We start from the raw sequence: 23,654 nt of genomic DNA on the forward strand, positions 1-23,654 counted from the left end.
GCTTCGGCCGGGGTCCCCCGTCTCCCTTCCGACGTTCCGGAGCGACATCCATGGTCCGCTACATCGTCAAGCGTCTGTTGATCGCCGTGCCGACGATCATTCTGATCTCGATGTTCGTGTTCTCGCTGCAGAAGCTGCTGCCGGGCGATCCGGCGCTGATCATGGCAGGCGAGCAGCGCGACCCTGCGGCCATCGCATATTACCGGGCGAAGTATCACCTCATGGAGCCGATCCCGACCCAATATGTCTATTGGGTCAAGGACATGCTGCATGGCGATTTCGGCATGTCGCTGCGCACCAGCCAGCCGGTGCTGACTCTGATCGGCCAGAAACTGCCGATCACCATCCAGCTTGCGGTGATGTCGATGGTCCTCGCGCTGGTCATCGGCATTCCGGCCGGCATCCTGTCGGCGGTCAAGAAGGGCACGGTCACCGATTACGTCGCCAACATCGTTGCCCTTTCGGGGCTATCGATCCCCAATTTCTGGCTCGGGATCATGATGATCCTGCTGTTTTCCGTGAAGCTCGGCTGGTTGCCGGCCTCGGGCTACGTGTCCTTGTTCGACGATCCGATCCAGTCGCTCAGAACGATGATCATGCCGTCGCTGGCGCTAGGCGCGATGATCGCCTCCGCCTTCATGCGCCATGCCCGCTCGGCGATGCTCACCGTGCTCAAGACCGACTATGTGCGTACAGCGCGCGCCAAGGGGCTCAAGGAATATGTGGTCGTACTCAAGCACGCCTTCCGCAACGCTCTGATCCCGGTTGTCACGGTCGCGGCACTGATCTTCGGTGAGTTGCTCGCCGGCGCCGTTTTGACGGAGCAGGTCTTCACCATCCCCGGCTTCGGCAAGCTGATCGTCGATGCGGTGTTCAACCGCGACTATGCGGTCGTGCAGGGCGTCGTGCTCTGCACGGGCGTGATGTTCATCTTCATGAACCTCATCGCCGACGTCGCTTATATCCTGCTCAATCCACGCCTGAAGGGCTCGCTATGACCAGCATCACGGCGGGCAGCCTCGAAAGCACGGCGACGCCGCGCAGCCCCAATCGCGCGTGGAGGAAGCTGAGGTCGCACAAAAGTGCGCTGTTCGGCTTCGGCATCGTCTTCTTCTTCGTGCTGGTCGCCGTCCTCGCCCCGGTCCTGCCGATCCCGAGCCCCACCGCCACGGACTGGGGCGCCATCCGCAAGCCGCCATCGCTGATGCACTGGCTGGGCACGGACGACCTTGGGCGGGACGAGCTGTCGCGCATGATCTGGGGCGCGCAGGCCTCCCTCCTCGCCGGCGTCGTCTCGGTGATGATCACCATCGTGATCGCCGTGCCGACTGGCCTGGTCGCGGGCTATTTCGGCGGCTGGATCGATCAGATCGTCTCGCGCGTGACCGACGCTCTGCTCGCGACGCCGTTCCTGATCCTGGCGATCGCGCTCGCCGCCTTCCTCGGCCCGAGCCTCACCAATGCGATGATCGCCATTGGCGTGTCGGCGATGCCGATCTTCATCCGCGTCACGCGCGGCCAGGTGCTGGCGGTCAAGACCGAGGATTATGTGGAGGGCGCGCGGGCCATCGGGCTCGGCCATTTCCGCATCATCACGCGCTACATCCTGCCCAACGTCTTTTCGGCAATCCTGGTGCAATCGACCCTGAGCATTGCGGTGGCGATCATCGCCGAGGCGAGCCTGTCCTTTCTCGGCCTCGGCCAGCAGCCGCCTGCCCCCAGCTGGGGCTCGATGCTCAACACCGCCAAGAACTTCCTCGAACAGGCAACGTGGATGGCGGTCTGGCCCGGGGTCGCGATCTTCCTGGTGGTGATCGGCTTCAACCTCCTGGGCGACGGCCTGCGCGACGCGCTCGATCCACGCGAAACCGAGTGAATACAAAGACAATTTCGACAAAGGGAGTAAGCGAGATGGCCGCCAATTCGCCACGCCAGCAAATCGTAGGAACGTTCGGGGTCGTCGCCTCGTCACACTGGATCGCTTCGGCGGTCGGGATGAGCATGCTGGAAAAGGGCGGCAACGCCTTCGACGCGGCCGTCGCGACGGGCCTGGTCCTCCAGGTCCTCGAGCCTCATCTCAACGGCCCCGGCGGCGACATGCCGGCGGTGTTCTATTCGAAGAAGACGGACAAGGTTGAGGTGATCTGCGGCCAGGGGCCGGCGCCGGCCGCCGCTTCCATCGCTCATTATCGAGCCGAAGGGCTCGATCGGATCCCGGGCAACGGACTTCTGGCGACGGTCATTCCCGGCTCGTTCGGCGGCTGGATGCTGATGCTGCGCGATTATGGCCGGCTGTCGCTCCGCGATGTGCTCTCCCCAGCCCTCCGCTACGCGGAAAACGGCCATCCGATGCTACCGCGCGTCGCCACGACCATCGCTGATCTCGGCGAATTCTTCCGCGAGGAATGGCCGACCTCGTTCGACACCTGGTTGCCGGGCGGGAAGGCGCCGGCGCCCTGGTCGAAATTCACCAACCCGGCACTGGCACGGACATGGCGCCGGCTGCTCGACGAGGCCGAGTCGCGGCGCGGCCGGGAGGCGCAGATCGAAGGCGCGCGCGAGGCCTTTTACTCGGGCTTCGTTGCCGAGGCGGTGGATCGCTTCGTTCGCGACACGGCGCTGATGGATGAAAGCGGCCAGCGGCATAAAGGCGTCCTCACCGGCGCCGACATGGCAGCGTGGCGCGCCACGATCGAGGCACCGGCGATCGGCCGATATCACGACTGGATGATCGCCAAGACCGGACCGTGGGGACAGGGACCGGTCTTCCTCGAGGCGCTGGCGATCCTTGAGGAATTCGATCTCGCGGCGATGGACCCGAACGGGCCGGACTTCGTCCACACGGTCATCGAAGCAGAGAAGCTCGCCTTCGCCGATCGCGAGGTCTATTACGGCGATCCAGCCGCCATCGATGTCCCGCTCGCGCATTTGCTGTCGTCCGACTATGCACGCGAGCGTGCCCGGCTAATCAGCGGGCGGGCCTCGGCGGAACTGCGGCCGGGTGTCATCCCCGGCTATGAAGATCTCGTCGCACGGACCATGGCCATGCTCGCGCCAATGAGCGGCGGCGCCGTCTACGAGCCGACCATGGAGCATCTCACGGAGCGACGCGGCGACACGGTTCACCTCGACGTCATCGACGAAGAGGGCAACATGGTGTCGGTCACGCCGTCGGGCGGGTGGCTGCAGTCCTCGCCGGTCATCCCGGAACTCGGCTTCTGCCTCAACTCGCGCGCCCAGATGTTCTGGTTGACCGAGGGATTGGCGAGTTCGCTCGCGCCGGGCCGGCGGCCGCGCACCACCCTCACCCCCTCGCTCGCGCTCAAGAACGGCGTGCCGGCAATGATCTTCGGCACGCCTGGCGGCGACCAGCAGGAGCAGTGGCAGCTGCCGATGTTCCTGCGCCACGTTCACCACGGTCTCAACCTGCAGGACGCGATCGAGGCCCCCGCCTTCCACACCGCGCATTTCCCGGCCTCCTTCTATCCGCGTACCTCCGACCCGGCGAGCCTGATGATCGAACGCGACATCGGGGAAGCAACGCTCGCCGAATTGCGCGCCCGCGGGCATCGCCTGACCGTAGCCGACCCGCAGACCGTCGGACGCCTGACCGCTGCAGAGCGCGACGCTTCCGGCGTGTTGCGGGCCGGAGCGACCACGCGCCTGCAACAGGCCTATGCGATCGGGCGATGAGACATGACCAATATCGCCAATCGATCGGCCGACGCTGATGCCTCCCGAGGCCGTCATGGCCGGTCCGGGGATTATCCTGAACGGAGCGCTAGATGACCATCCCCACCGAAACCGGGCGTTTTGCCCTCGGCGATCTCAAGCTGCAATCGGGCGAGGTGTTGCCCGACGCGACCTTGAGCTGGAAGAGCTACGGTACGCTGTCGCCGTCGCGCGACAATGTCATCGTCTATCCCACCAGCTACACCGCCAAGCACAGCGACCAGGAATGGCTGATCGCCCCCGACAAGGTGCTGGACCCCAGCCGCTGGTTCATCGTCACGCCTGACATGTTCGGCAACGGACTATCGTCGAGCCCGTCGAACACGCCGGACTATCCGAACCTAGTCACCGCCACCGACAATGTCCGCGCCCAGAGGCGGTTCTTGTCGGAGCAGTTCGGCATCGACCGTATCGCGGCCGTCTATGGCTTCTCGATGGGTGCGCAGCAGGCCTATCACTGGGCGGCGCTCTATCCCGATGCTGTGGAGCGCGCCATCATCGTCGCTGGCAGCGCCCGCACCTCGACGCACAACAAGGTGTTCCTGCTCTCGTTGTTCGCAGCGTTGGAAGCGGCGCCGGAATATCTTGGCGGCATCCGCTACGCGTCCGAGCCCGCCAAGGCGCTGCGTACCTTCGCGCGGATCTATGCCGGCTGGGCCATGAGCCATTCCTGGTATCGCCAGGACCTGCATCTGAGTGCGACCGGCGCGACCGACCTCGAGGATTTCCTCACCAATAAATGGGCGCCGGATTTCATCGCAGCCGGCGCCGCCAACCTCCACGCACAGGGGCTGACCTGGCTGAATGGCGATATCAGCGACAACGACCTCTATGGCGGCGATCTGGTCAAGGCGCTGAACGCCATCGAGGCCAGCATATTGCTGTTGCCGGGGCGTACCGACATGTATTTCCCGCCGGATGACAACGCCCTCGACGTGCCGCACCTCGCCCGGAGCGAGCTGCGGCCGATCCCCAGCATTTGGGGACATGTCGCCGGCGCGCCGGAGAACAATCCCCCCGATTTGGCCTTTCTGAGGAATGCCGTTCTGGACTGGCTCGATCGGCCGGTTTGACACCGGCACCGCAAGCCGAGCCGGGGATGTTCTGCAGAGATGTGTTCTTCGGCCGGCGCGCCGCTATTTCTGGAAGAAGATCGGCCGGAGATCGGTCCAGCGGCGGCTGCCCTCAACCGTCACCAGCGGAACCTGGCAGGGCCTGCACAGGGCCCACCAGTCCTTCATGACCGGGTTCTGCGCCAGTTCACGAGCGTCTGCGGCCCGGTCAGCTCCCCTGTACTCGTAGTAGGAGAACAGGAGGTTCTTCTCCGGCATCAGGAAGATCGAATAATTGGATATGCCGGCGCGGCTCGTCGCCGCCTGAACCTCGGGCCACGGATTGGCGTGCAGATCGCAATAGGTTTCGATGGTTTCGGGCCGTATTCCGACCACCGCGCCGACACGAAGAACGGATTCGCGTTCCGAGGTCATGGCGAGCCTCCCTTAGTTTTCCGGTATGTATTGGCTCATGTTTTCGAAGGCGCGGCGCACATGGTGCTGCGCGGCCGCGATGGCTTTGCCAGCATCGCGCGCGCGGATCGCTTCAATGATCATCCAGTGCTCTTCAGAGATTTGGCTGAGGCGGTCGAGGTTGTAGCCGAAGACGTCACGCAGCGAACTGGTCAGGTTGCTGTAGCGCGCAATCAGGTTGGCGACTTCCCGATTGCGGCAGAGCGCCTCTATGGTTGCATGCAGCAACCGGTTCTGCTCGTGGCAGGCGGCGATATCCCCACGCTCAACCAGGGCGTCGAAGCGCTTCTGGATCGCGACGAGCGCTTCGTCCAACGCAGCGTCGGCGCCCTTGATCGCATCGCTATAGATGATCGTGTAGAGCGCGCTCCGGACCTCATAGATGTCGGCAACGAACCTGCGGTCGATGGGCCGGACGCTGGCGCCGCGGTTCGGCGACATGATGACGAAGCCCTCGCCCTGCAACTGCTGCAGCGCCTCGCGGATCGGCATCGGGCTCAAGCCGTAGCGCTTCGAGAGCTCGGCCACTTTGAGGCGGGCGCCGGGCGAATAGACCCCGTTGACGATATCCGCCAGGATCGCCTTATGGACCCTGCGATACGACGTGCCGCCGAGCCCTTCGCCGCTTGCGCTAGCCGGGGATGCGGTCTGGGTGAGCATCGTGTCGGTCACCTTGGATCTCTCGCGATTGTTCTAGCCTCAGCTTGGGCTATGGTTCGGATCTGAGGGGACATCGGGTCAAATCGAGCGCTTCGATATCCATCCCCGATGCGACGGTCTCCGATACGCGCGTCCAAAGCAATCATCAGGATTTCTCGCTCTGGCTCAGCCGATAGAAGGCGGCCGCATTATCACGAAAGATGGACTGCTGCTCGGCGGCGGCCACCAGCGCCTTCATGCCGGCAAAAGCGCTCGCATAGCCGCCTTCCCGCTCGGCGACCGGCCAGTCGCTTCCCCAGATTAGCCGCTCGGCGCCGTACCAGTTTCTGAGGCGCGTGAAGAGCGCCTGGAGATCAGCCTGCGGATCGGGCGCTCGATGAGCGAAGGGATACCCCGACAGCTTGACGAAACAATTGGCGTGCCGGGAAAGCGCCTGCATGCCGGCTTCCCAACGGGGGAACAGCGCCGGATGTCGCCAGGGCTTGCCCATATGGTCGATGACGACGCGCAGCTGCGGCAGCGCCCTGCACAGGGCATCGATGCCGTCCAGATGCCGCGCATCCACCAGCGCATCGAAGGCGAGGCCGCTCGACCCGATCTCGGAGAGTTCTTGCAGCGCCTCGTCCATCAGGAGCCAGGCGAGATCATCATATTTCTGCAGCATCGGCCGCACACCGACCAGCCATTCGGCATGGGGCAGCGCCAGCAGGCGCGACGGGCCGCCGTCGATATGCGGATCCCACCAGCCGACAACGCCGGCGACGAAAGGCGTCTCGGCGGCAAGCCGCAGCAGGAAGCCGGTTTCCTCCAGCGTATCCGTCGCCTGAACCAGGATCGTGGTCGAGACGCCCGATTGGTCAAGCTGCGGCTTCAACTGCGCGGGCTCGAAATCGCGGTAGAGGACGGAATCCTGCGGCACCGGAAAGCTGTAGTCACCGCGCGACAGGCGCCAGAAATGCTGGTGCGCATCGATGATCATGACGAGGCCTCAATCGGTGGACGGACGGCGTCGGTGATCAGGCCCTCAGCCGCGAGGTCGGCCCACAGCGAGTGCGGGATGTCGCGCTGGAGAAAAGCGACATTGCGCTCGACTTCGTCGGCAGAGCGCATGCCGACCAGCACGGCGGCGACAGCCGGATGGCGCAGGGGGAACTGCAGCGCCGCAGCCTCCACCGGGACGCCATTCCGCGCGCAGACAGCCCGGAGCCGGGCAATGTCGGCAGCGATGTCGGGCGGGATCGGCCGGTAGCGCCAGGTCGCCCCGCCCGCGAGAGCGCCGGACATATACGGGCCGCCAATCAGGACGGAGACGCCACGTCGCTCACAGAGATCAAGCAGGCCGTCATCATCTTGCCGCAGGACGGAATAGGTACCGGCAAGCAGGAAGCAGTCCCAGTCGCCGGTGTCGAGCGCCATCCGGCAGGGCTCGGCTGCGTTGACGCCGATGCCGATGGCCGAAACCAGGCCCTCCGCGCGAAGGTCCGCCAGCGTCCGGTAGGCCTCCGCGATCATCTCCGCGAGCGCCGCGCCGCTCGCCTGGCGATCAGGATCGTGCAGGAAGAGCATGGCGGGTGCCAGCTCGCCAAGGCGGTGGCGACTATCCTCGACCGACCGGAGAATGCCGGCCCGCGAGGCGTCATAGAGAGTCGAGAATGGCAGTGCCTCGGGCCAGTTGGGCTGCGATGGCGCCGCCGGTGCCGCATCGAGCAGCCGGCCGACTTTGGTTGAAAGGGTGAAATCCTTATCACGCAGCGTTGCGAGCCCGACGCCGAGGCGCTGCTCGGCAAGGCCCTGCCCATAATGCGGCGCGACATCGAAGAGATCGATGCCAGCGGCGGCGGCCGCTTGCACGGTCTCGATTGCCTGCTCCGCCGAGGACGGCTGGTAAAGGCCGCCGAGCGGCGCAGCGCCAAGGCCGAGGACGCTGACGGAGAGCGCCGTTCCGCCGATCTGCCGCCTTTCCATCGCCGTCATGCCATCAATTCCAAACACTGCACCATGGCTTCATCCCTTGACCGAGCCGACCATGATGCCGCCGAGGATCTTCTTCTGGAAGATCAGGAAAATCGCAATGACGGGTGCAGCGCCGATGACGACGCAGGCCGCGACGAGCGGGATATCGGCGCCATATTCGCCGCGGAGCGACGCGATCCCGACCATCAGCGTCCTGTCGTCCTGCAGCACCAGCAAGGACAGCAGCACATCGTTCCAGCAGCTCAGCGTCGTCAGGATGCCGAGCGTGATCAGGACGGGGCGCGCGAGCGGCAGCATGATGAGGCGGTAGATCTGCCAATAGGAGGCGCCATCGACCTTGGCCGCTTCGCTGAGCTCGCGCGGGATGGACGCGAAGTAGGACGAGGTCAGATAGATGCCGAACGGCGAGAAGAAGGCGCCGTAGAGGATGCCGAGCCCGACCCGCGAGTTCAGCATGCCGAGTTCGACGATGATGCGGAACAGCGGCACCATGACGACCTGAACCGGGATCATCAGTCCCGAGAGCAGGAAGAAATAGATCGCCTTGCGGAAGCGGAAGCGCATCTGCGCCAGCGCATAGCCGGCGAGCGACGAGACGAGAAGCACCAGCGTGACGCCGATCACCGTGACGATGGCGGAATTCATGAAATAGGCGTCGAGCTTGATGGTGGTCCAGGCGGTGACGAACTTCTCGAATGTCGGTGCGGTCGGGATCGAGAAGCCGTGCCGGATGAATTCGCGCGTCGACTTCAGCGCGGTGCTGATGGTGAAGAAGATCGGATAGATCGTGCTGGCGGCGAGGATCAGCATGAAGGCGCTGACCAGCCAAAGCCCGATGCGCTCCGATCGTTTCTGTGCGAGGCGCATCCCCTACTCCCACTCACGCCGCATCATGCGGATTTGGACCACGCCGATGCATCCGACGAAGGCGAACAGGACGATGCTCATCGCGGCGGCATAGCCGAGCCGGTTGGATTCGCCCTGCATCAGCCAGATGAGGAATTCGGGCATGTAGGTCGCGGTGCCGGGGCCACCGCCCGTCATGATGTAGATGAGGCCAAACATCGAGGTGACGACCGTGATCATCGTGATCACCGCCACGAACTCGACGATCGGGCGCAGCATCGGGATGATAATGCGGAAGATCACCTGCCAGAGATTGGCGCCATCGACGCGGGCCGCATCGATGATCTCGGGCGGTACGGCCGAAAGCCCCGACAGGAAGATCAGGACGTTCATCCCGAAATGAGCCCAGATGGCGACGCTCACGACCGAGATCAGCGCAAATCTCTGGTCGCCGAGCCAATCGACCGGCTCCAGCCCAAGCAGGATGAACAACTGGTTCAAGCTGCCGTCGAACCGCATGATGATGCTGAACATCGTGCCGATGATGATGGAGCTGAGCACGATCGGGAAGAAATACGCGGCCCTGAAGAAGGGCGCCCCCGGCACGCCGAGATGAATGAACACCGCGAGGAGCAGCGGCAGGCCAACCCAGATCGGCAGCGACAGGATCACCCAGGCTGTGTTCCTCATCGTGTCGCGGAAGACGGGATCGAAAATCAGCTCACGAAAATTGGCGAGTCCGATCCAGCGGGCATCGGCAATGCCATTCCAGTCCGTAAAGGCATAGACAGACCCCGCAACAAGCGGAAAGAAGCGAAAGACCAGGAAGAGACCCAGCGCCGGCAGGACAAACAGATAGGCAACCACGCGCTCGTTTCGCATGCGAACGGCTCCGGGCTCGGGAACACTGGAAGAGCGGATCGGGGATGCCGCGACGCAGCATCCCCCTGCCCGGCTATTTGGCGCGGGCAATCTCCGCCTGCCGCACGCTTTCGAGGCTCTGCAGCACCTGGTCGACGGTCGTGTCGCCCGTCAGCAGCAACTGGCCAAGCCGCTGCAACTCGCGCCGCTCGGCAACCCCGTAATAGGATTTGATGCGCTTGTCGTCGGTGCAGCAATTGAGCAACCGGATGATCTCCTTCGCAGCAGGCGAATCGATCGTGCTGACGTCCACCGCTTCGTTACTCGGCAGCCCACCTGCTGTTTCCATGAGGACCGCAGCCGCCTCTGGCGATACCGCCGTCTTGATATAGTCGACGGCAAGGTCCTTGTTCTGGCTCCAGCTCGTGATGCCAAAGCCGATGCCGCCATCGACCTCGAGCCGGTTCGGCTTCTGCTCGGGCGTCTGGCCGATCGCGACCGGCATTGCAACGCCCACTTCGCCACTGCCGGCGAGGTCCTCGACGTTCTTCCATGAATTTGGCGCGTCAGAGATGAGCCCGAGAATGAGCCCGGTCCGCGCGCCGGCGAAGATGTTCACGGCGTCCGTATAGGGGGAATAGGAATTCGCGCCCTTCTCCAGCCAGCCCTTGTCGATCATCGTCTGCATCGTCTGGAATACGGCGCGCATATCGTCGCTCGTCCAGCTGAGGTCATGCGCGATGAACTTGGCCCGCGTCTCCTTGGACCAGGTACCCTCGGCGATCGCGGCGATGACGTTGATGAAGTCGACGCCGTCCTTGTTGCCGATCGTCAGGCAGGAGGCCTTGGTCTTGCTCTTGATCGCCTCGCAGACCGCCGTGAAGTCTTCCCAAGTCTGCGGGACCATGTCGGCATCCAGCCCCGCTTCGCGCAGGACCTCCTTGTTCATGTAGTAGACCGCGCCCTGCACGGTCAGAGGCAGCGCCACATAGGCGCCGTCGCTGCGCAGAAAGGCCGGCAGACCGGCGAGTTTCGGCACGACATCAGCCACCTCGTCCTTGAGCGGCACAAAGGCGTCGGCGCGGTCGAGCGCCTGGTTGCCGCCATGCAGGAGGGCCACATCTGGCCCTTGCTTGGCGTTGATGGCTGTTCCGAGCACCGTGTAATAGCTGTCGGCTGGCTGCGCGATCTGCTTGATGACGACGCCCGGATGCGCCTTCTCGAAGGTCTCCTTAACGAAATCGAAATAGGGTTTGACGAGCGGGTCAGTGGACTTGAAGTCCCAGACCACCAGCGTCTTGTCCGCTGCGAAAGCCAACGACGCGCCGGCCGCCAATGCGAGCGACGTGATCGTCGACAGTAGTGCGATCCTCTTGAACATGGCTTCTCCTCCCGGGGGCGGCTCGTCGCTGCGAGCCTTGTGATTATTCGAAGACCACAGAATTGGTGGTGTTCTTGCGGATGAACTCCCAGTCATAATCGACGCCGAGCCCGTTTCCGGTCGGCACCGGGAGCTGGCCATCCTCCCCGATGGCCTCCAGGGCGTCCGAATAGCCGCAGGTGTAGACGCCGGGCTTGGACGAGCCGCATTTCGGCCCGACCAGCGCCAGTTCATAGAAATTGGTGTTGCGGAACGCGGCGACGCAGTGGCGATGTGCCGGCCCGGACGAATGCACTTCGACGTCCAGCCCGAGCGATTCCGCCATCTGCCCGACTTTGAGCGCGCCGGTGATTCCCATGTCGTAGTCGGGATTGACGCGCACGAAGTCGCTGGCGCCGGACACTGCGAAATCGGCCTTGTTCTCGAGACCGCGAACATGTTCGCCGATCAGGAGCGGCGTCGCGATGCGCTCGCGCAGGAGACGGTGCGCCGACTGCGAGACGCCGGTATCGCGGAACGGATCTTCGAGCCAGAAGAATTTGGCTTCGTCGCAGGCCCGGCCAACGGCGAGCGCATCGGCAAAGGTGCGAAGATGGCTGGCCGGATCGAGCATGAGCTTCATGTCCGGCCCAAGGCGCTCACGCAGGAGGTGGATCGACGCCACCTCCTCCTCGACGATGCCCTCGCCCCAGCCATGCATCTTGAAGGCCCGATAGCCGAGGCTACGGCAGTGTTCTGCGAAATCGGCGAAGTCCGCGGGGCTTGAAAGGCCGCCATTGCGATCGCCGTGATAGGTGCTGGCATAGGCGGGAATACGCTGGCGGCTGGCGCCGATCAGATTGGCGACCGAGGTCTCCAATCGCTTGCCAGCCCAGTCCCAGAGCGCGATGTCCAGCACACCCACGCCCATCTTGTCGAACTTGCGCAGCGCGCGTTTGCTTTCCTCGTAGATTTCGAGGCGGTGAAAAGCATCCCGCCCCAGGAGCCGCTGCGCGATATAGGCCGATTGGCGGAACGCAAGGTTCATTCCGCCGACATATTCGCCAACGACGCCATCCGATGTCTCGATCCGCGTCGCCATCGACGAAAGCCGGCCCGTGCGGTTCGGCACATAAACCGTGTCGAACCCGTTTTCAGCCGGACCGACATTCTCCACCGGGTAGGTGAACTCCAGGAGTTCGATCTTTCGGATGATTGACAAGGAATTGGCCCTCTCAAGATTTGATATAAAATCAAATCCCAAAGCACCAGTCCTGTCAATCCCGCTGTTCTCGTTCGAGCCGCAGGCACACGCGGACAGGGGCGCCACCCTTCACAATCGGCAAGTTAGTTGATAACGTTTCATCATGAGGGCCTGGGGGACCAGCGCCCTCGCCTTTTTTCAAGGAGGAACGACAATGAGAGTTACGAAACGCGCGATCGGCCAAAGAGCCGGCGCAGTCATGGTAGGCCTCGTCGCCGCGACGGCGCTGTCGCCACTGGCATATGCGCAGGAGGTAAGCGGCGAACTGGTGTTCCTGAATTGGGAAACCGGCTCGCAGTTTCAGGTCCTTCAGGACCTCGAAGACGCCTTCATGGCCAAGAACCCGGGCGTGAAATTCCGCAACATCAACCTGACCGTGTCGGGCGATCAGCGCGGTGCCATTCGTACCGCCCTGATCGGCGGCCAGAAGGCGGATCTTCTCACCAACACCTGGCCGGCCTTCCGCAAGGAACTGGCCGACGCCAACATGCTGCGCCCGCTCGACAAGCAGTGGGATGAAGGCAAATGGGGCGACAACATCCCCGACACCTGGCGCCAGCTCGGCCAGATCGACGGCGTGACTTATGGCGTGACCTACACGTTTGGTGATCGCAGCGGCATCTTCTTCCGGCCCGACACGCTGAAGAAGGCCGGCGTCGACGCAGCGCCGAAGACCTGGGACGAACTCAAGGCCAGCTTCCCCAAGCTGAACGCCGTCGGCGTGACCCCGATCGCGGTGCCGGCGAAAGTCTGGGCTCAGACCGAATGGTTCGAGAGCATCCTCCTGCGCACGGCCGGCGCCGATGCGGCAGCCAAGTTGGCGCGGCACGAAATCCCCTGGACCGATCCGATCGTCAAGACGACGCTCCAGAAATATGCCGAGCTGCTTAAGGCCGGCTGCTGCGGCGACCCCACCGTCATGCTCGCGACCGATTGGGACAATGCTGCCAACAACGTGCTGCGGGCTGCGACGTCCGGCTATGAGCTGATCGGCATGTGGGTCAACGGAATGGCTCAGTCCGACTTCGGTTTGAAGGAAGGCGTCGATTATTCGCTCTTCCAGTTCCCGGCGATGGGTGCCGGCCATGACGACACGTCGAGCGTCGACTCGAAGGAATTCGTCGGCTTGAGCTCGGGCGACAACCCGGCCGCGGCCGATGCCTTCCTCGGTTGGCTCGGCACGGCGGAGGCGGCTGATATTGTCGCCAAGCATGGCTTGGCGTCGCCGAGCAGCAAGGTCGACCAGTCGCTCTACGGCCCCGTCACCAAGATCGCCGTCGACAATGTCGCCAACGCGAAGGTCCAGTTCGTGCTCGGCGATCTGTTGCCCGGCGACCTCGTCGACGAGTATCGCGTCCAGCTGCAGAAGTTCCTGCAGAACCCGAGCGATGCCACGATCGATGCGGTGATGGCAGCGCTCGAGGCCAAGGCCGCGACCGTCTACTAAGCCAGCGGTCGGCGCTTAGGCCCGCCTGTCGCATCTCCTCCCTGCGCCAGGCGGTGCCACTACCGGGCGGTCGGCTGATCCGGCCGCCCGGTCTTTTCATTTCGATATGATGGCGACACGCCGTTTCAGCGGCTCGTCACGGCGGGCCAGATAGCGGGTAGATCCCCGCCGCCCGCTCGCGCTGCCCTCTTGTTCGCACTCTCTGCCGACACCGCAATCGTCCCACCGCCGGCAACCGTTCCCAAGGAGCTATGATGCCTGAGATGACATTCAAACCGCTACGCTATCGCCAGATCCATCTCGACTTTCATACCTCGGAGCATATTCCAGATGTCGGCGCCGCATTCGACGCCGAGGACTTCGTGGCGACGCTGAAGGCGGCACATGTCGATTCGATCACCGTCTTCGCCAAGTGCCATCACGGCTGGTCCTATTACCCGACGAAAGTTGGCAAGCCGCATCCGAACCTCGCGCGCCCCGACCTGATGGGCGAGATGATCGCCGCCTGCGCCGCTGCCGATATCGAGACGCCGGTCTATATCTCGGTGCAATGGGATGAGCTCTCGGCGCGCGAGCATCCGGAATGGCGCGTGATCAGTGCGACCAACAGCTACTCGCGGGCCAAGGCTACCGACCCATCGAGCCTGAAACAGCTGAGCCCCGCCTGGCATACGATCTGCCTCAACCATCAGGGCGCGAAGGACTATATCCTCGATCAGGCACGCGAGGTGGCCGCCAACTACAAGACGCAGGGTCTGTTCTTCGACATCGTGATGACCCCTGGCTGTGTCTGCCAGAACTGCATCGACAGCATGATTGCCGAAGGTCTGGACCCCGAGAACCCGGCCGACCGGATGAAGAACGACGAGGCCGTCAACGAAGCGTTTCGCCGCTACGTCTCCGATGCCTTGTTCGCCGAATATCCGGAGCTGCGCGTCTTCTACAATTGCGGCCACATTCACAAGATGGGACGTCACCGCTTCGAGACATATAGCCATCTCGAGCTCGAGAGCCTGCCGACCGGCGGCTGGGGCTATGATCACTTCCCTTCGAGCGCCCGCTACGCCGCCACGCTCGGCTTCGATTTCCTCGGCCAGACGGGCAAGTTTCACACCGCATGGGGCGAGTTCGGCGGCTTCAAACATCCCGAAGCGCTGGTCTATGAGATCGGCCAGATGGCTGCACTCGGCGCGAAATGCCTGGTCGGCGACCAGTTGCATCCGAACGGCGCCATCAACCACGACACCTACAAGTCGATCGCGCCGGCCTATGAGCGGCTGGAACGGCTCGAGCCTTTCCTGAAGGGCGCCAAGCAGTTGTCGGAAGTCGCAATCCTCGCGGCCGAGTATTTCCATCCGAATGGCGACCGCAACAATGGCAGCGATGACGGCGCAGCCCAGATGCTGCAGGAATTGAAGCTGCCCTTCGACGTCATCGACGGCACGGCATCCTTCGATCCCTATCGTCTCGTGATCCTGCCCGATTCGATCACCATCGACTCTGAATTGGCGGCGCGGCTCGACTCCTATGTCGCAAAGGGCGGCAAGCTGATCCTGTCGGGAACGTCTGGCCTCAACGCCGACGGCTTTGCGCTCGATCTCGGCCTCGAAGCAGCCAAGGGGCCTGTGGCCTTCAACCCATCCTATCTTCGCGCCGATCCGGACGCGCTGGATGCAAGCCTGCCGCAGTCACCCTTCGTGATGTATGGCACGGGTCAGACAATCGTCAGCGGCGAGGCGACCGTGCTCGCCTCGATCGTGCCGTCCTATTTCAACCGCAGCTACAGGCACTTCTGCTCGCACCAGCACACGCCCGATGATCCGAGTGCCGGAACCATCGGCGCGGGTGTCACGGAATATCGCGGCATCGGTTATGTGGCCTTCCCGATCTTCGAGATGTACCACGCCTATGGCCAGCCGCTTTACAAGTACATCATCCGCGGCCTGATCCGCCGCTTGATGCCCGATGCGGTCCTCACGACCGATCTGCCGTCGGGCGCCCGGGCCACGCTGACGCGGCAGCATGCCGAAGGCCGCCACGTTCTCCATCTGCTCTATGGCGCGCCTCAGGTGCGAGGCAAGGCGATCCCGACCGAGGCTGGCTCGACGCGCGTCCTCGAAATGATTGAGGACGTTCCGGCCATCGGTCCGGTCACGGCGAGCCTGCGCCTCGCCCAGCCTCCGTCGCGGGTCTATGACGCGCTGACGGGGGCGGATGTCGACTGGCGCACGCTGGATGATGGACGCGTCGAAGTAACCTTGCCGCGCCTTCATATCCACAGCGCGTTGGTCCTTCAGGACGCCTGATCACATCTCGGAGGGGCGCCGTGACCAACGGCGCCCCGCCTCGCTTGGATCGGGCAGTGTGATCGGCTAGGAAGCGAAGGCGTCCCGCATTCGCTGGAACGAGAGCACGATGGGCCCATGTCCGACGAAGATCCGCCAGCAGAAGCCCCGCCGCCCGAGGGCACAAGACGGCGATCCGCGACCATCGCCGACGTCGCTTCGGAAGCGGACGTTGCCATCGGAACGGTGTCGCGATTTCTGAACGGACACGAGATCCGCGGCGGCAACCGACAGCGGATCGAGGCCGCGATCGAGAAGCTCTCCTATCGTCGCAATGCAGTGGCCGCGGCGATGAAGACCGACACGACCCATATGATCGGTCTGCTCATTCCCACATTCGACGAGTTCCACTCCGAGATGGTCGAGCAACTGGCGCGGCTGCTGCGGAAAACAGGCCGCGCGCTCGTCATCTATTGCCACAATCATGATGCCGGCGTGATCTACGACGCCCTCGACTTCTTCGCGGCGCAGCGTGTCGACGCGCTGATCATGGACGGCGTCGCCAAGGTCCGCAAAAGGATCGAACAGCTGATCGGCGACGGCGTGCCTGTCGTCTTCTACAACAACGAGATTGCAGGCCTCGCCTCGGATAGCGTCGTGATCGAGAACCGCGAAGCCAGCTACCGCGCCGTCAGCCATTTGCTCGACCTTGGCCATGAACGGATCGCCATCGCCGTCGGTGCGATGCACGATTCTTCTGCCCGGCAGCGCCTCGAAGGCTATGAGGCGGCGCTGCGCGACCGCGGAATCGCTGTCGATCCTGCTTATGTCGCGCAAGGAGACTGGCGATCCGATAGCGGTTATGAAGCCGCGCGCCGGCTCATGCAGCTTGAAACGCCGCCAACTGCCATCTTCGTTTCCAGCTATGGCATGACCATCGGCGTGCTGAGCTGGATGAAGGATCACGGCCGGCACATCCCGGCCGATCTGTCGCTGGTCAGCTTTGACGATGTGGCGCTGTTCCGCCTCTATGAACCCGGCATCACGTCGATCGCCCAGCCCATCACCGGCCTTGCAGAATCCATCGCTAGCCTGATCGAGGCACGGCTTGGCAAGGACAAGATCCGTACGCCGCGCGCGATCACGCTCAAATGCGACATCATCCTGCGCGGCTCGACACGCGCAGCGTCGGCGGATTGATTGACGCGGCGGCCGGTCACGCGATGCTGGCCAGCTCCGGGAATACCGAGAACAGCTGCGGCAAGGCGAGGCCCGGCTGCTGCTGCCGCGCCCAGCGAACGAAGCCACCGGCGCGGCGATCGATCTTCGCCGCATGGTTCTGCGCGATATCGGCGATGCGGTGATCGAGGAACGGATTGCCGAAACGGTCGACGCAGGTCTGCCAGTAACGCGTCGCGTCAGCCTCGGCATCGCCAAAGGCGGGGATGACCTCGCCAACGATGATGCTCTCCAGCCAGGCCTTGACGCCCGCATCCGCGATCATCTCGCGCACCGTCTCACCCTCCGGGCGCCCCGCGCCGCGCCAGCGTTCCGCCATGAGCGTGTGGCCGAGATTGAGCAGGAACAGTTTCCGGCGTTCGATAAAGCCGAGGTCATCGACGACCTGGATATCGTCATGTACGCACGGCGGAATGAGGCGATCGCCACGCTCGATCGCCCAGAGCGCATAAGGCTCGGCGACCGCGCCGATCGGCTCGATCGGGGCTGAGACGATCCGGTCGACCAGCGAATTCGCCCAAACGCACGACTGCGCCAGCCATGCCCGGAATTCATCGCCGAGCCCGCTCCCTTGCGCCAGGCCGTCGACGATGGATCGCAGGCGATCACCGTTCCGCTCGACAAGCTCACAGGGCAGTATCGTCAGCCCCGGGGCGCCGGCGCTGAAGCGGGCATGGAGCAGCGCCGTCAGCAATTCAGGATAGGTCGTCCAGCCGGCAAACGAGGGCTCCGGGGCGACCGGCAGATCGAAGCCCTTGTCGCCGGTATTGCTGATGACGAAGTCGGCCGCCTCGACGAAGAGAGCACGCAGCCGCGCGCCCTCCTCCCGCGCTGACAGGCCATCGACGACGCCCGACACGCTGCGCTCGACATCAACAGGGCGACCATCGACGAGGCCGCGGATGCGCACCGGGAACGGCCGCCCCGCCTTGAAGGCCTCGATGCGGCGGCGAGACGCCGGTGAGCCGGTCGTCTCCACCACATGGACGGGTCCGACCGATTGCCCGGACGCGCGCGCCTCCGACAGCATGAGGTCGGCGTGCGCTTGCAGGAAGCGGCTGGTGCCGAACTGGATGATCGCTCCGCCGGTCATGGCGCGACAGTGACCATGGCCTTGATCACATGGCTGCGATCGGCTGCCCAGGCGGCGATGCTGCCGGGCAACCCTTCGAGGTTAGTCGTGTGGGTGATCAGGCGGCGATAATCGATGGCACCGCTTTTCAGCGCAGCCACGACGGTCTCGAAGTCCTCGGACGTCGCGTTGCGGCTGCCGAAGAGGCTCATCTCACGCTTGTGAAACTCGGCGTCGTTGAAAGTGACATCGGCCGGGGTCACGCCGACGAGCACGCATGTCCCGCCATGGGCGACATAGCCAAAGCTCGTCTGCATGGCGGCCGCGCTGCCGGTCGCATCGAAAACGACGTCGAAGCCGTTGCCGTCCGTGGCAGCCATGAGAGCCTCAGGACCCTCGGCGACGGTGTGAGTGGCTTCGAACCCAAACCGCTCGGAAACCAGTTGCAGCCGTTCCGGGCTCGCATCGAGAAGATCGACCCTTGCACCGCGAAGCCGCGCGAACAACGCGGCGCCGAGACCGATCGGTCCCGCGCCGACGACAAGCACATGATCGGACGGACCCATGCCCGATCGCCGAATCGCATGGGCGCCGATCGCCAGGAACTCGACCGTTGCCGCCTCAGGCTGTTCGAGGCCGTCGGCACTGATGAGGTTGATGGCCGGCACGTTGATTCGGTCGCAGAGCCCGCCGTCGCGGTGAACACCGAGCACGCCGATCCGCATGCAGCAGTTCGGCTTGCCGCGCAGGCAGGCATGGCAGGTTCCGCAAGCCACATAGGGGTTGATGACCACCCGTGCGCCGCGGCTCCAGCCGGATGCATCGGCAGCGACGATGCCGCTCAGCTCATGGCCGATTACGCGCGGATATTGAAGAAACGGGTGCTTCCCCTCGAAGATGTGGTAGTCCGTGCCGCAAATTCCGGCATGGGTGATATCGACCGCGACCCAACCTGCATCCGGCTCCGCAGGATCGGGTCGATCGACCAGCGCGATGGACCCTGGTTCCTGGACGACTATTGCACGCATCTTGCCTCGCTTTGGTCTGGCGACCGGACGGCCTTCCCACATCGGTGCTGGCACGGCCAGCATTGACCGCCGAGGGAATAGGTTGGGCAGGTACGCTGTCAAATGTTTTTATTTTTTTCATGCACGATCGGTGCGAAGACAAGCACCGATCGTTACGGACGGCGCGTTCGGATTTGCAGCGACCGGCGACGGGCACCGGGTCAGGGCGGTCCGTTGACCTCGTTCAGCGTACGAATTAATTCTGATCAACGGGCGGGCGAGACGAAGCGTATTGGGGGTTGAATGGCGCGAAGCGACAAGCGGTTCAGGGAAGCCTATAACAGGCTGATCGATCTATGCTCGACATCGGCGCCAGGAGCCACCCTCCCCTCGGAGAATGCGCTCGCTGAGCAGGCAGGCGTCAGCCGAACCGTCATTCGCTCAGTGCTGCAACGACTGGAAGAAATCAGCATCGTCGCCTGGCGCGGCCGCGAAAAAACGCTGCTGCGTACGCCGGGGCCCGAAGACCGCCTGAGCGTCAACGACAATCTGAGCAAGCCGGCCGATTTCGAGACGGCCTTCCTTGAATGGATCTTGCGTTTCGACGTCCCGGCGGGGACGCCGCTCAACATCGCCCAACTGTCGAGGGAATTCTCGGTTACCCCTGCGATGCTGCAGGAGTTCCTCGCGAGCCTCAGCCAGTTCGGCCTCGTCGAGCGCGGCAACAAGGGCGGATGGCTGCTACTCGGCTTCACCGCCGATTTCGCGGTGGAACTCTCGGAATTTCGGACCATCCTCGAGCTGAACGCGATCCACCAGATCATGGCCTGCCCGGTCAGCCATCCGATCTGGTCGGAACTCGAAGCCCTGCGCATGGCCCATCTTGCCCTCGAAACTAGAATCGACGCCGATTACCATGACTTCTCGAAGCTCGACGAGCGCTTCCATGTCGCGATCAACTCGGTTGTGAAGAACCGTTTCGCGGCTCAGTTCCAGAAGATCATCTCCCTCATTTTCCACTACCACTACATGTGGGATAAACGGGACGAGAAGCACCGCAACGCTGCGGCGATCCGCGAACATCTCATGATCATCTCGGCGCTTCAGTCGCGCGATGACGAGGCTGCAGCGGCCGCGGCGCGGCGTCACCTGCGGACATCGATGACGACGCTGCTGTCCTCGCTGCGCGACCATCGCCTCGCCTGATCGCGCCGAGGTTCGCCTTCCGTCTAAAACGGTATTGCCGACGGTCCTAAATCGAAATATACCAAATTCATCATTGCGGGCAGCGCGGTCGGCTGCCGTGGAGGACACTGATGAACGGATTGGGACGAATAGTCGGCGCGCTTGGCGTCGTGATGACGATGGCTTGGCAGCCGGCTTCGGCTCAGCCGACGGGCGAGGTCGAGATCCTGAACTGGCTCGGCGGCGCTGACGCAGCGGTCATCAACGAGCTCGCCAAAGGCTTCGAGGCCAAGTATCCGGGCGTCACCATCAAGCAGGTTCCGGTCACCACCTCGGGAGACCAGCGCGGCGGCATCCGCACTGCGCTGCTCGGCGGCCAGAAGGTCGATCTCATCATCAGTGCCTGGCCGGCCTTCCGCAAGGAACTGGCCGATGCCGGTATGCTGCGCGACGTTTCAAGCGTCTGGACTGAGAAGAACTGGGACAAGCTGCTGTCGCCGACCTGGCGCGCACTCAGCACGACCGACGGCGCGGTTTACGGCGTCCCCTACATCTTCGGCTATCGCAGCGGCATCTGGCATGTTCCTGCCGATCTGCAGAAGATCGGCCTGCAGGCATTCCCCGCCGATTGGAACGGCTTTACCGGCACGTTCGAGCCGCTCCGGAAGGCCGGTTTCGCCGAGCCGGTCGCCTTGCCCGGCAAGATCTACGCCCATGGCGAATGGTTTGAATCGCTGCTGCTGCGCGTCGGCGGGCCCGAGGTCATCGACGACCTCGCGGCGCACAAGATCAAGTGGACCGACGAACGCCTCGTCAAGGCGCTGCAATTCTACAGCGATATGATGGCAAAGGGCTGCTGCGCCAGCGCGCAGACCATTCTCGCCTCGCACTGGGACGACGCGGCGGACCGGGTCTTCGTCGACCGGACGGCCAACTATCTGCTGATCGGCATGTGGATCAACGCCCGTGCCCGCTCGCAGTACCATCTCGTGCCCGGCAAGGACTATGCGCTCGGGAAGTTCCCGGCGATCGGCCTCGGGCATGACAACGACTCGCTGGTCGACTCGAAGGAAGTGCTGGCGACCAGCCTTGGCGCCAATCCTGAAGGTGCCGACCTGTTCCTCGACTACCTGGTCAACGGCGAAGGCGCCGGCATCATTGCAAAGGCCGGCTTCACCGTGCCGAGCTCGGCTGTCGACGTCTCCGCCTACGATCCCGTCGCGGCCTCGTCGGTCGACTATGTCAAGGAAGGCCAGGTCCGGTTCGTCCTCGGCGACATGCTGCCTGGACAGTTGGTCGATGAATATCGCGTGGCGCTGCAGAAGTTTGTCGCCAATCCCGTCGAAGCCCAGATCATGCCCACGCTTGAGCAGATCGAAGCTGTCGCTGCGCAGTCCTATTGAGATCGGGCCGGCATGAACAGTGGAATCAGCGGCGCGGCCATGACGAGCGCCGGCGCGATGGCGGCAGGCCGCAAGCCGAGACGGCAAGTGTCGCAGCCAATGGCGGCCTTCGCCTTGCTGACACCGGTGGTCCTGCTGTTCGGCCTTTCGGTGATCTATCCGCTTTTCGAGACCATCCGGATCAGCTTCTGGCAGATCCGCGGTCTCGGAAAGCCGAGCTATGTCGGCATCGATAACTATGTCCGGCTGTTCACCGATCCGACCTTTCTCGGAACGCTCTGGACGACGCTCATCTTCACGCTGGGCGTCACCATCCTCTCGGTATCGATCGGCTGGTTCCTGGCTATGCTCTGCGCCTTCGCGCCGAAGCAGACAGCCGTCTTCCGCCTGATGATCTTCGCCACCTTCGGCATCTCCGAAGCGGTCGCCGGCTATATCTGGATCGGCATCTTCCGCCCTGGCGAATCCGGTCTGCTCAACGGCATGCTGATTGCCGTCGGGCTCGGGGACTGGTCACAGGCCTGGCTCGGATCCGGCACTTCGGCGCTCGTCGCGCTGATCGTCGCCGCGTCCTGGAGCGCGGTGGGGTTGCCGCTGCTGCTCAGCTTCGCCGCTGTCCAGACCATTCCGCGCACTGTGCTGGAAGCGGCGCAGATGGACGGCGCCAAACCGCTGGCCGTCGTCTGGTACATCATGATGCCGCTGTCGACGGCGGGCGCCCGCGTCGCGATCTTCATCAACCTGCTCAGCGCGCTGCGCGCGTTCGACATCATCTTCGTGCTCACGAATGGGGGTCCGGCGCGAGCAACGGAGACGGTCGGCTTCTTCATGTACCGGGAATCCATGACACAGTTCAATCTCGGCTACGGCGCCGCTGCCACCATCGTCCTGCTCGTCGCCGTTCTCATCGTCGCGATCCCGGCGATTGCCCAGCGCACCAAGGGTGCCAAATAATGGTCTATCGCGCCCCCCGCTGGATCATCATCGTTGTCGGCATCATCGCGTGCCTCTGGGTGGTGCCGATCATCGGCATCATCGCCACCTCTTTCCAGACGCCGGAATCGATTGCCCGCGGCTGGTGGCATTTCAGCCAGAACCAGCTGACGCTGAATGCCTGGAAGAAAGTCTGGAGCGACTATCCGCTTGCCAACAGCCTCTGGGTCTCGACCAAAGTGACGCTGCTGGCGACCGTGCTGACCATGCTGACGGCGCCGGCCGCCGCCTATGTGTTCCATTATCTGCGCTTCCCGTTGCGGCGCACCTCGCTGATCATCATCATCAACGCCTTCGTGCTGCCCCAGCAGGTCGTGATCATTCCGCTGTTCAGGCTCTGGCGCGAAATGGGCATGCTCGACAATATCTGGGCGGTCATCATCCCCTATGTCGGGCTCAGCTATGCGTGGTCGGTCTTCCTGGTGAAGTCCTTCCTGGAGGATTTTCCGAACGATTTGATCGAGGCCGCCCGTATCGATGGTTGCGGGCCGATCAGCACCTTCACGCGGGTCGTGCTGCCCAATCTCATCTCGCCGATCTTCGCCTGCGGCATTCTCCAGTTCCTCTGGTGCTGGAACTCGCTGCTGCTGCCGATGCTGTTCCTCCGCAACGACGTCACGTTGACGGTCCTGCTGGCCCGGATCTCCGGGACCTATGATCCCAATATCGACCAGCAGGCGGTCGCCGCGATCGTGACGGCCATCGTGCCGCTGCTCGTGTTCCTGATCTTTCAGCGCCAGTTCGCCGTCGGCAATCGCGTGTCGAGCGGCGGCAAGGAATAGGCAGGCGCCGCCTCCCCT

At 63.6% G+C, this 23,654-nt stretch carries 21 protein-coding genes; 11 read left to right on the forward strand and 10 right to left on the reverse strand.

The features are described from left to right. Positions 1-50 precede the first annotated feature (50 nt). The 4 genes from LB518_RS17645 (at position 51) to LB518_RS17660 (ending at position 4,805) form a co-directional block, all read left to right on the forward strand. Entirely contained in the window at positions 51-998 is a 948-nt protein-coding gene (locus tag LB518_RS17645) for an ABC transporter permease (RefSeq protein WP_224579000.1), read from the forward strand. Then, positions 995-1,876: an ABC transporter permease gene (locus tag LB518_RS17650; protein WP_224579002.1), complete on the forward strand. Its 882-nt coding sequence runs from the start codon at positions 995-997 to the stop codon at positions 1,874-1,876. Before LB518_RS17645 ends, LB518_RS17650 begins: the two co-directional genes overlap by 4 nt. A 35-nt stretch (positions 1,877-1,911) precedes the next feature. Then, positions 1,912-3,693, forward strand: a complete 1,782-nt coding sequence (locus LB518_RS17655) for a gamma-glutamyltransferase family protein (RefSeq protein WP_224579003.1) — start codon at positions 1,912-1,914, stop codon at positions 3,691-3,693. Between the two features lie 92 nt (positions 3,694-3,785). After that, complete coding sequence (locus tag LB518_RS17660) at positions 3,786-4,805, forward strand: alpha/beta fold hydrolase (protein WP_224579005.1); 1,020 nt, start codon at positions 3,786-3,788, stop codon at positions 4,803-4,805. Between the two features lie 63 nt (positions 4,806-4,868). Here the strand turns inward: LB518_RS17660 and LB518_RS17665 are convergent, their stop codons facing one another. From LB518_RS17665 to LB518_RS17700, 8 genes are all read right to left on the reverse strand, one after another. Beyond that, positions 4,869-5,219 carry an L-rhamnose mutarotase gene (locus LB518_RS17665; protein WP_224579006.1) on the reverse strand — a complete coding sequence of 117 codons (351 nt, stop codon included), beginning with the start codon at positions 5,217-5,219 and terminating at the stop codon, positions 4,869-4,871. A 12-nt stretch (positions 5,220-5,231) separates the two neighbouring features. Next, entirely contained in the window at positions 5,232-5,918 is a 687-nt protein-coding gene (locus tag LB518_RS17670) for a GntR family transcriptional regulator (protein ID WP_224579272.1), read from the reverse strand. A gap of 145 nt (positions 5,919-6,063) precedes the next feature. Further along, complete coding sequence (locus tag LB518_RS17675) at positions 6,064-6,897, reverse strand: amidohydrolase family protein (RefSeq protein ID WP_224579008.1); 834 nt, start codon at positions 6,895-6,897, stop codon at positions 6,064-6,066. Next, positions 6,894-7,892 (reverse strand): aldo/keto reductase, encoded by a 999-nt coding sequence (locus LB518_RS17680; protein WP_224579010.1) that lies wholly within the window; start codon positions 7,890-7,892, stop codon positions 6,894-6,896. The genes LB518_RS17675 and LB518_RS17680 overlap by 4 nt, the downstream gene beginning before the upstream one ends. Before the next feature lie 30 nt (positions 7,893-7,922). After that, complete coding sequence (locus tag LB518_RS17685) at positions 7,923-8,759, reverse strand: carbohydrate ABC transporter permease (RefSeq protein WP_224579012.1); 837 nt, start codon at positions 8,757-8,759, stop codon at positions 7,923-7,925. 3 nt (positions 8,760-8,762) lie between these two features. After that, positions 8,763-9,620 (reverse strand): carbohydrate ABC transporter permease, encoded by an 858-nt coding sequence (locus LB518_RS17690; RefSeq protein WP_224579014.1) that lies wholly within the window; start codon positions 9,618-9,620, stop codon positions 8,763-8,765. 73 nt (positions 9,621-9,693) lie between these two features. Then, a complete protein-coding gene (locus tag LB518_RS17695; protein ID WP_224579016.1) occupies positions 9,694-10,980 on the reverse strand; it encodes an ABC transporter substrate-binding protein in 1,287 nt (428 codons plus the stop codon). Positions 10,981-11,023: 43 nt separating this feature from the next. Further along, a complete protein-coding gene (locus tag LB518_RS17700) occupies positions 11,024-12,181 on the reverse strand; it encodes an enolase C-terminal domain-like protein (protein ID WP_224579018.1) in 1,158 nt (385 codons plus the stop codon). Between the two features lie 196 nt (positions 12,182-12,377). Here LB518_RS17700 and LB518_RS17705 point away from each other — a divergent pair, with 196 nt between their 5' ends. The 3 genes from LB518_RS17705 to LB518_RS17715 all read left to right on the forward strand — a co-directional run bounded on the left by LB518_RS17705 (position 12,378) and on the right by LB518_RS17715 (position 17,155). Then, positions 12,378-13,670 carry an ABC transporter substrate-binding protein gene (locus LB518_RS17705; RefSeq protein ID WP_224579020.1) on the forward strand — a complete coding sequence of 431 codons (1,293 nt, stop codon included), beginning with the start codon at positions 12,378-12,380 and terminating at the stop codon, positions 13,668-13,670. 254 nt (positions 13,671-13,924) lie between these two features. Next, positions 13,925-15,976, forward strand: coding sequence for a beta-galactosidase trimerization domain-containing protein (locus tag LB518_RS17710; RefSeq protein WP_224579022.1), 2,052 nt, complete (start codon positions 13,925-13,927; stop codon positions 15,974-15,976). A gap of 117 nt (positions 15,977-16,093) precedes the next feature. Next, complete coding sequence (locus LB518_RS17715; RefSeq protein ID WP_224579024.1) at positions 16,094-17,155, forward strand: LacI family DNA-binding transcriptional regulator; 1,062 nt, start codon at positions 16,094-16,096, stop codon at positions 17,153-17,155. Between the two features lie 16 nt (positions 17,156-17,171). Here LB518_RS17715 and LB518_RS17720 read toward each other — a convergent pair whose 3' ends face one another. Both LB518_RS17720 and LB518_RS17725 read right to left on the reverse strand, forming a co-directional pair. Continuing rightward, positions 17,172-18,287, reverse strand: coding sequence for a mannitol dehydrogenase family protein (locus tag LB518_RS17720; protein WP_224579025.1), 1,116 nt, complete (start codon positions 18,285-18,287; stop codon positions 17,172-17,174). Then, positions 18,284-19,294 carry a zinc-binding alcohol dehydrogenase family protein gene (locus LB518_RS17725; protein ID WP_224579027.1) on the reverse strand — a complete coding sequence of 337 codons (1,011 nt, stop codon included), beginning with the start codon at positions 19,292-19,294 and terminating at the stop codon, positions 18,284-18,286. Before LB518_RS17725 ends, LB518_RS17720 begins: the two co-directional genes overlap by 4 nt. Positions 19,295-19,576: 282 nt before the next feature. Here LB518_RS17725 and LB518_RS17730 point away from each other — a divergent pair, with 282 nt between their 5' ends. The 4 genes from LB518_RS17730 to LB518_RS17745 all read left to right on the forward strand — a co-directional run bounded on the left by LB518_RS17730 (position 19,577) and on the right by LB518_RS17745 (position 23,636). After that, positions 19,577-20,479 carry a GntR family transcriptional regulator gene (locus LB518_RS17730; RefSeq protein ID WP_224579029.1) on the forward strand — a complete coding sequence of 301 codons (903 nt, stop codon included), beginning with the start codon at positions 19,577-19,579 and terminating at the stop codon, positions 20,477-20,479. A 110-nt stretch (positions 20,480-20,589) separates the two neighbouring features. After that, the gene (locus LB518_RS17735) at positions 20,590-21,861 is read left to right on the forward strand and encodes an ABC transporter substrate-binding protein (RefSeq protein ID WP_224579031.1); all 1,272 of its coding nucleotides are present in this window, start codon (positions 20,590-20,592) and stop codon (positions 21,859-21,861) included. 12 nt (positions 21,862-21,873) lie between these two features. After that, positions 21,874-22,815 (forward strand): carbohydrate ABC transporter permease, encoded by a 942-nt coding sequence (locus LB518_RS17740; protein WP_224579033.1) that lies wholly within the window; start codon positions 21,874-21,876, stop codon positions 22,813-22,815. Beyond that, positions 22,815-23,636 carry a carbohydrate ABC transporter permease gene (locus LB518_RS17745; RefSeq protein ID WP_224579035.1) on the forward strand — a complete coding sequence of 274 codons (822 nt, stop codon included), beginning with the start codon at positions 22,815-22,817 and terminating at the stop codon, positions 23,634-23,636. Before LB518_RS17740 ends, LB518_RS17745 begins: the two co-directional genes overlap by 1 nt. The last annotated feature ends 18 nt before the right edge of the window (positions 23,637-23,654 follow it).

The sequence above is a fragment of the Mesorhizobium sp. BR1-1-16 genome (genome assembly GCF_020165495.1).
Lineage (GTDB): Bacteria > Pseudomonadota > Alphaproteobacteria > Rhizobiales > Kaistiaceae > Kaistia.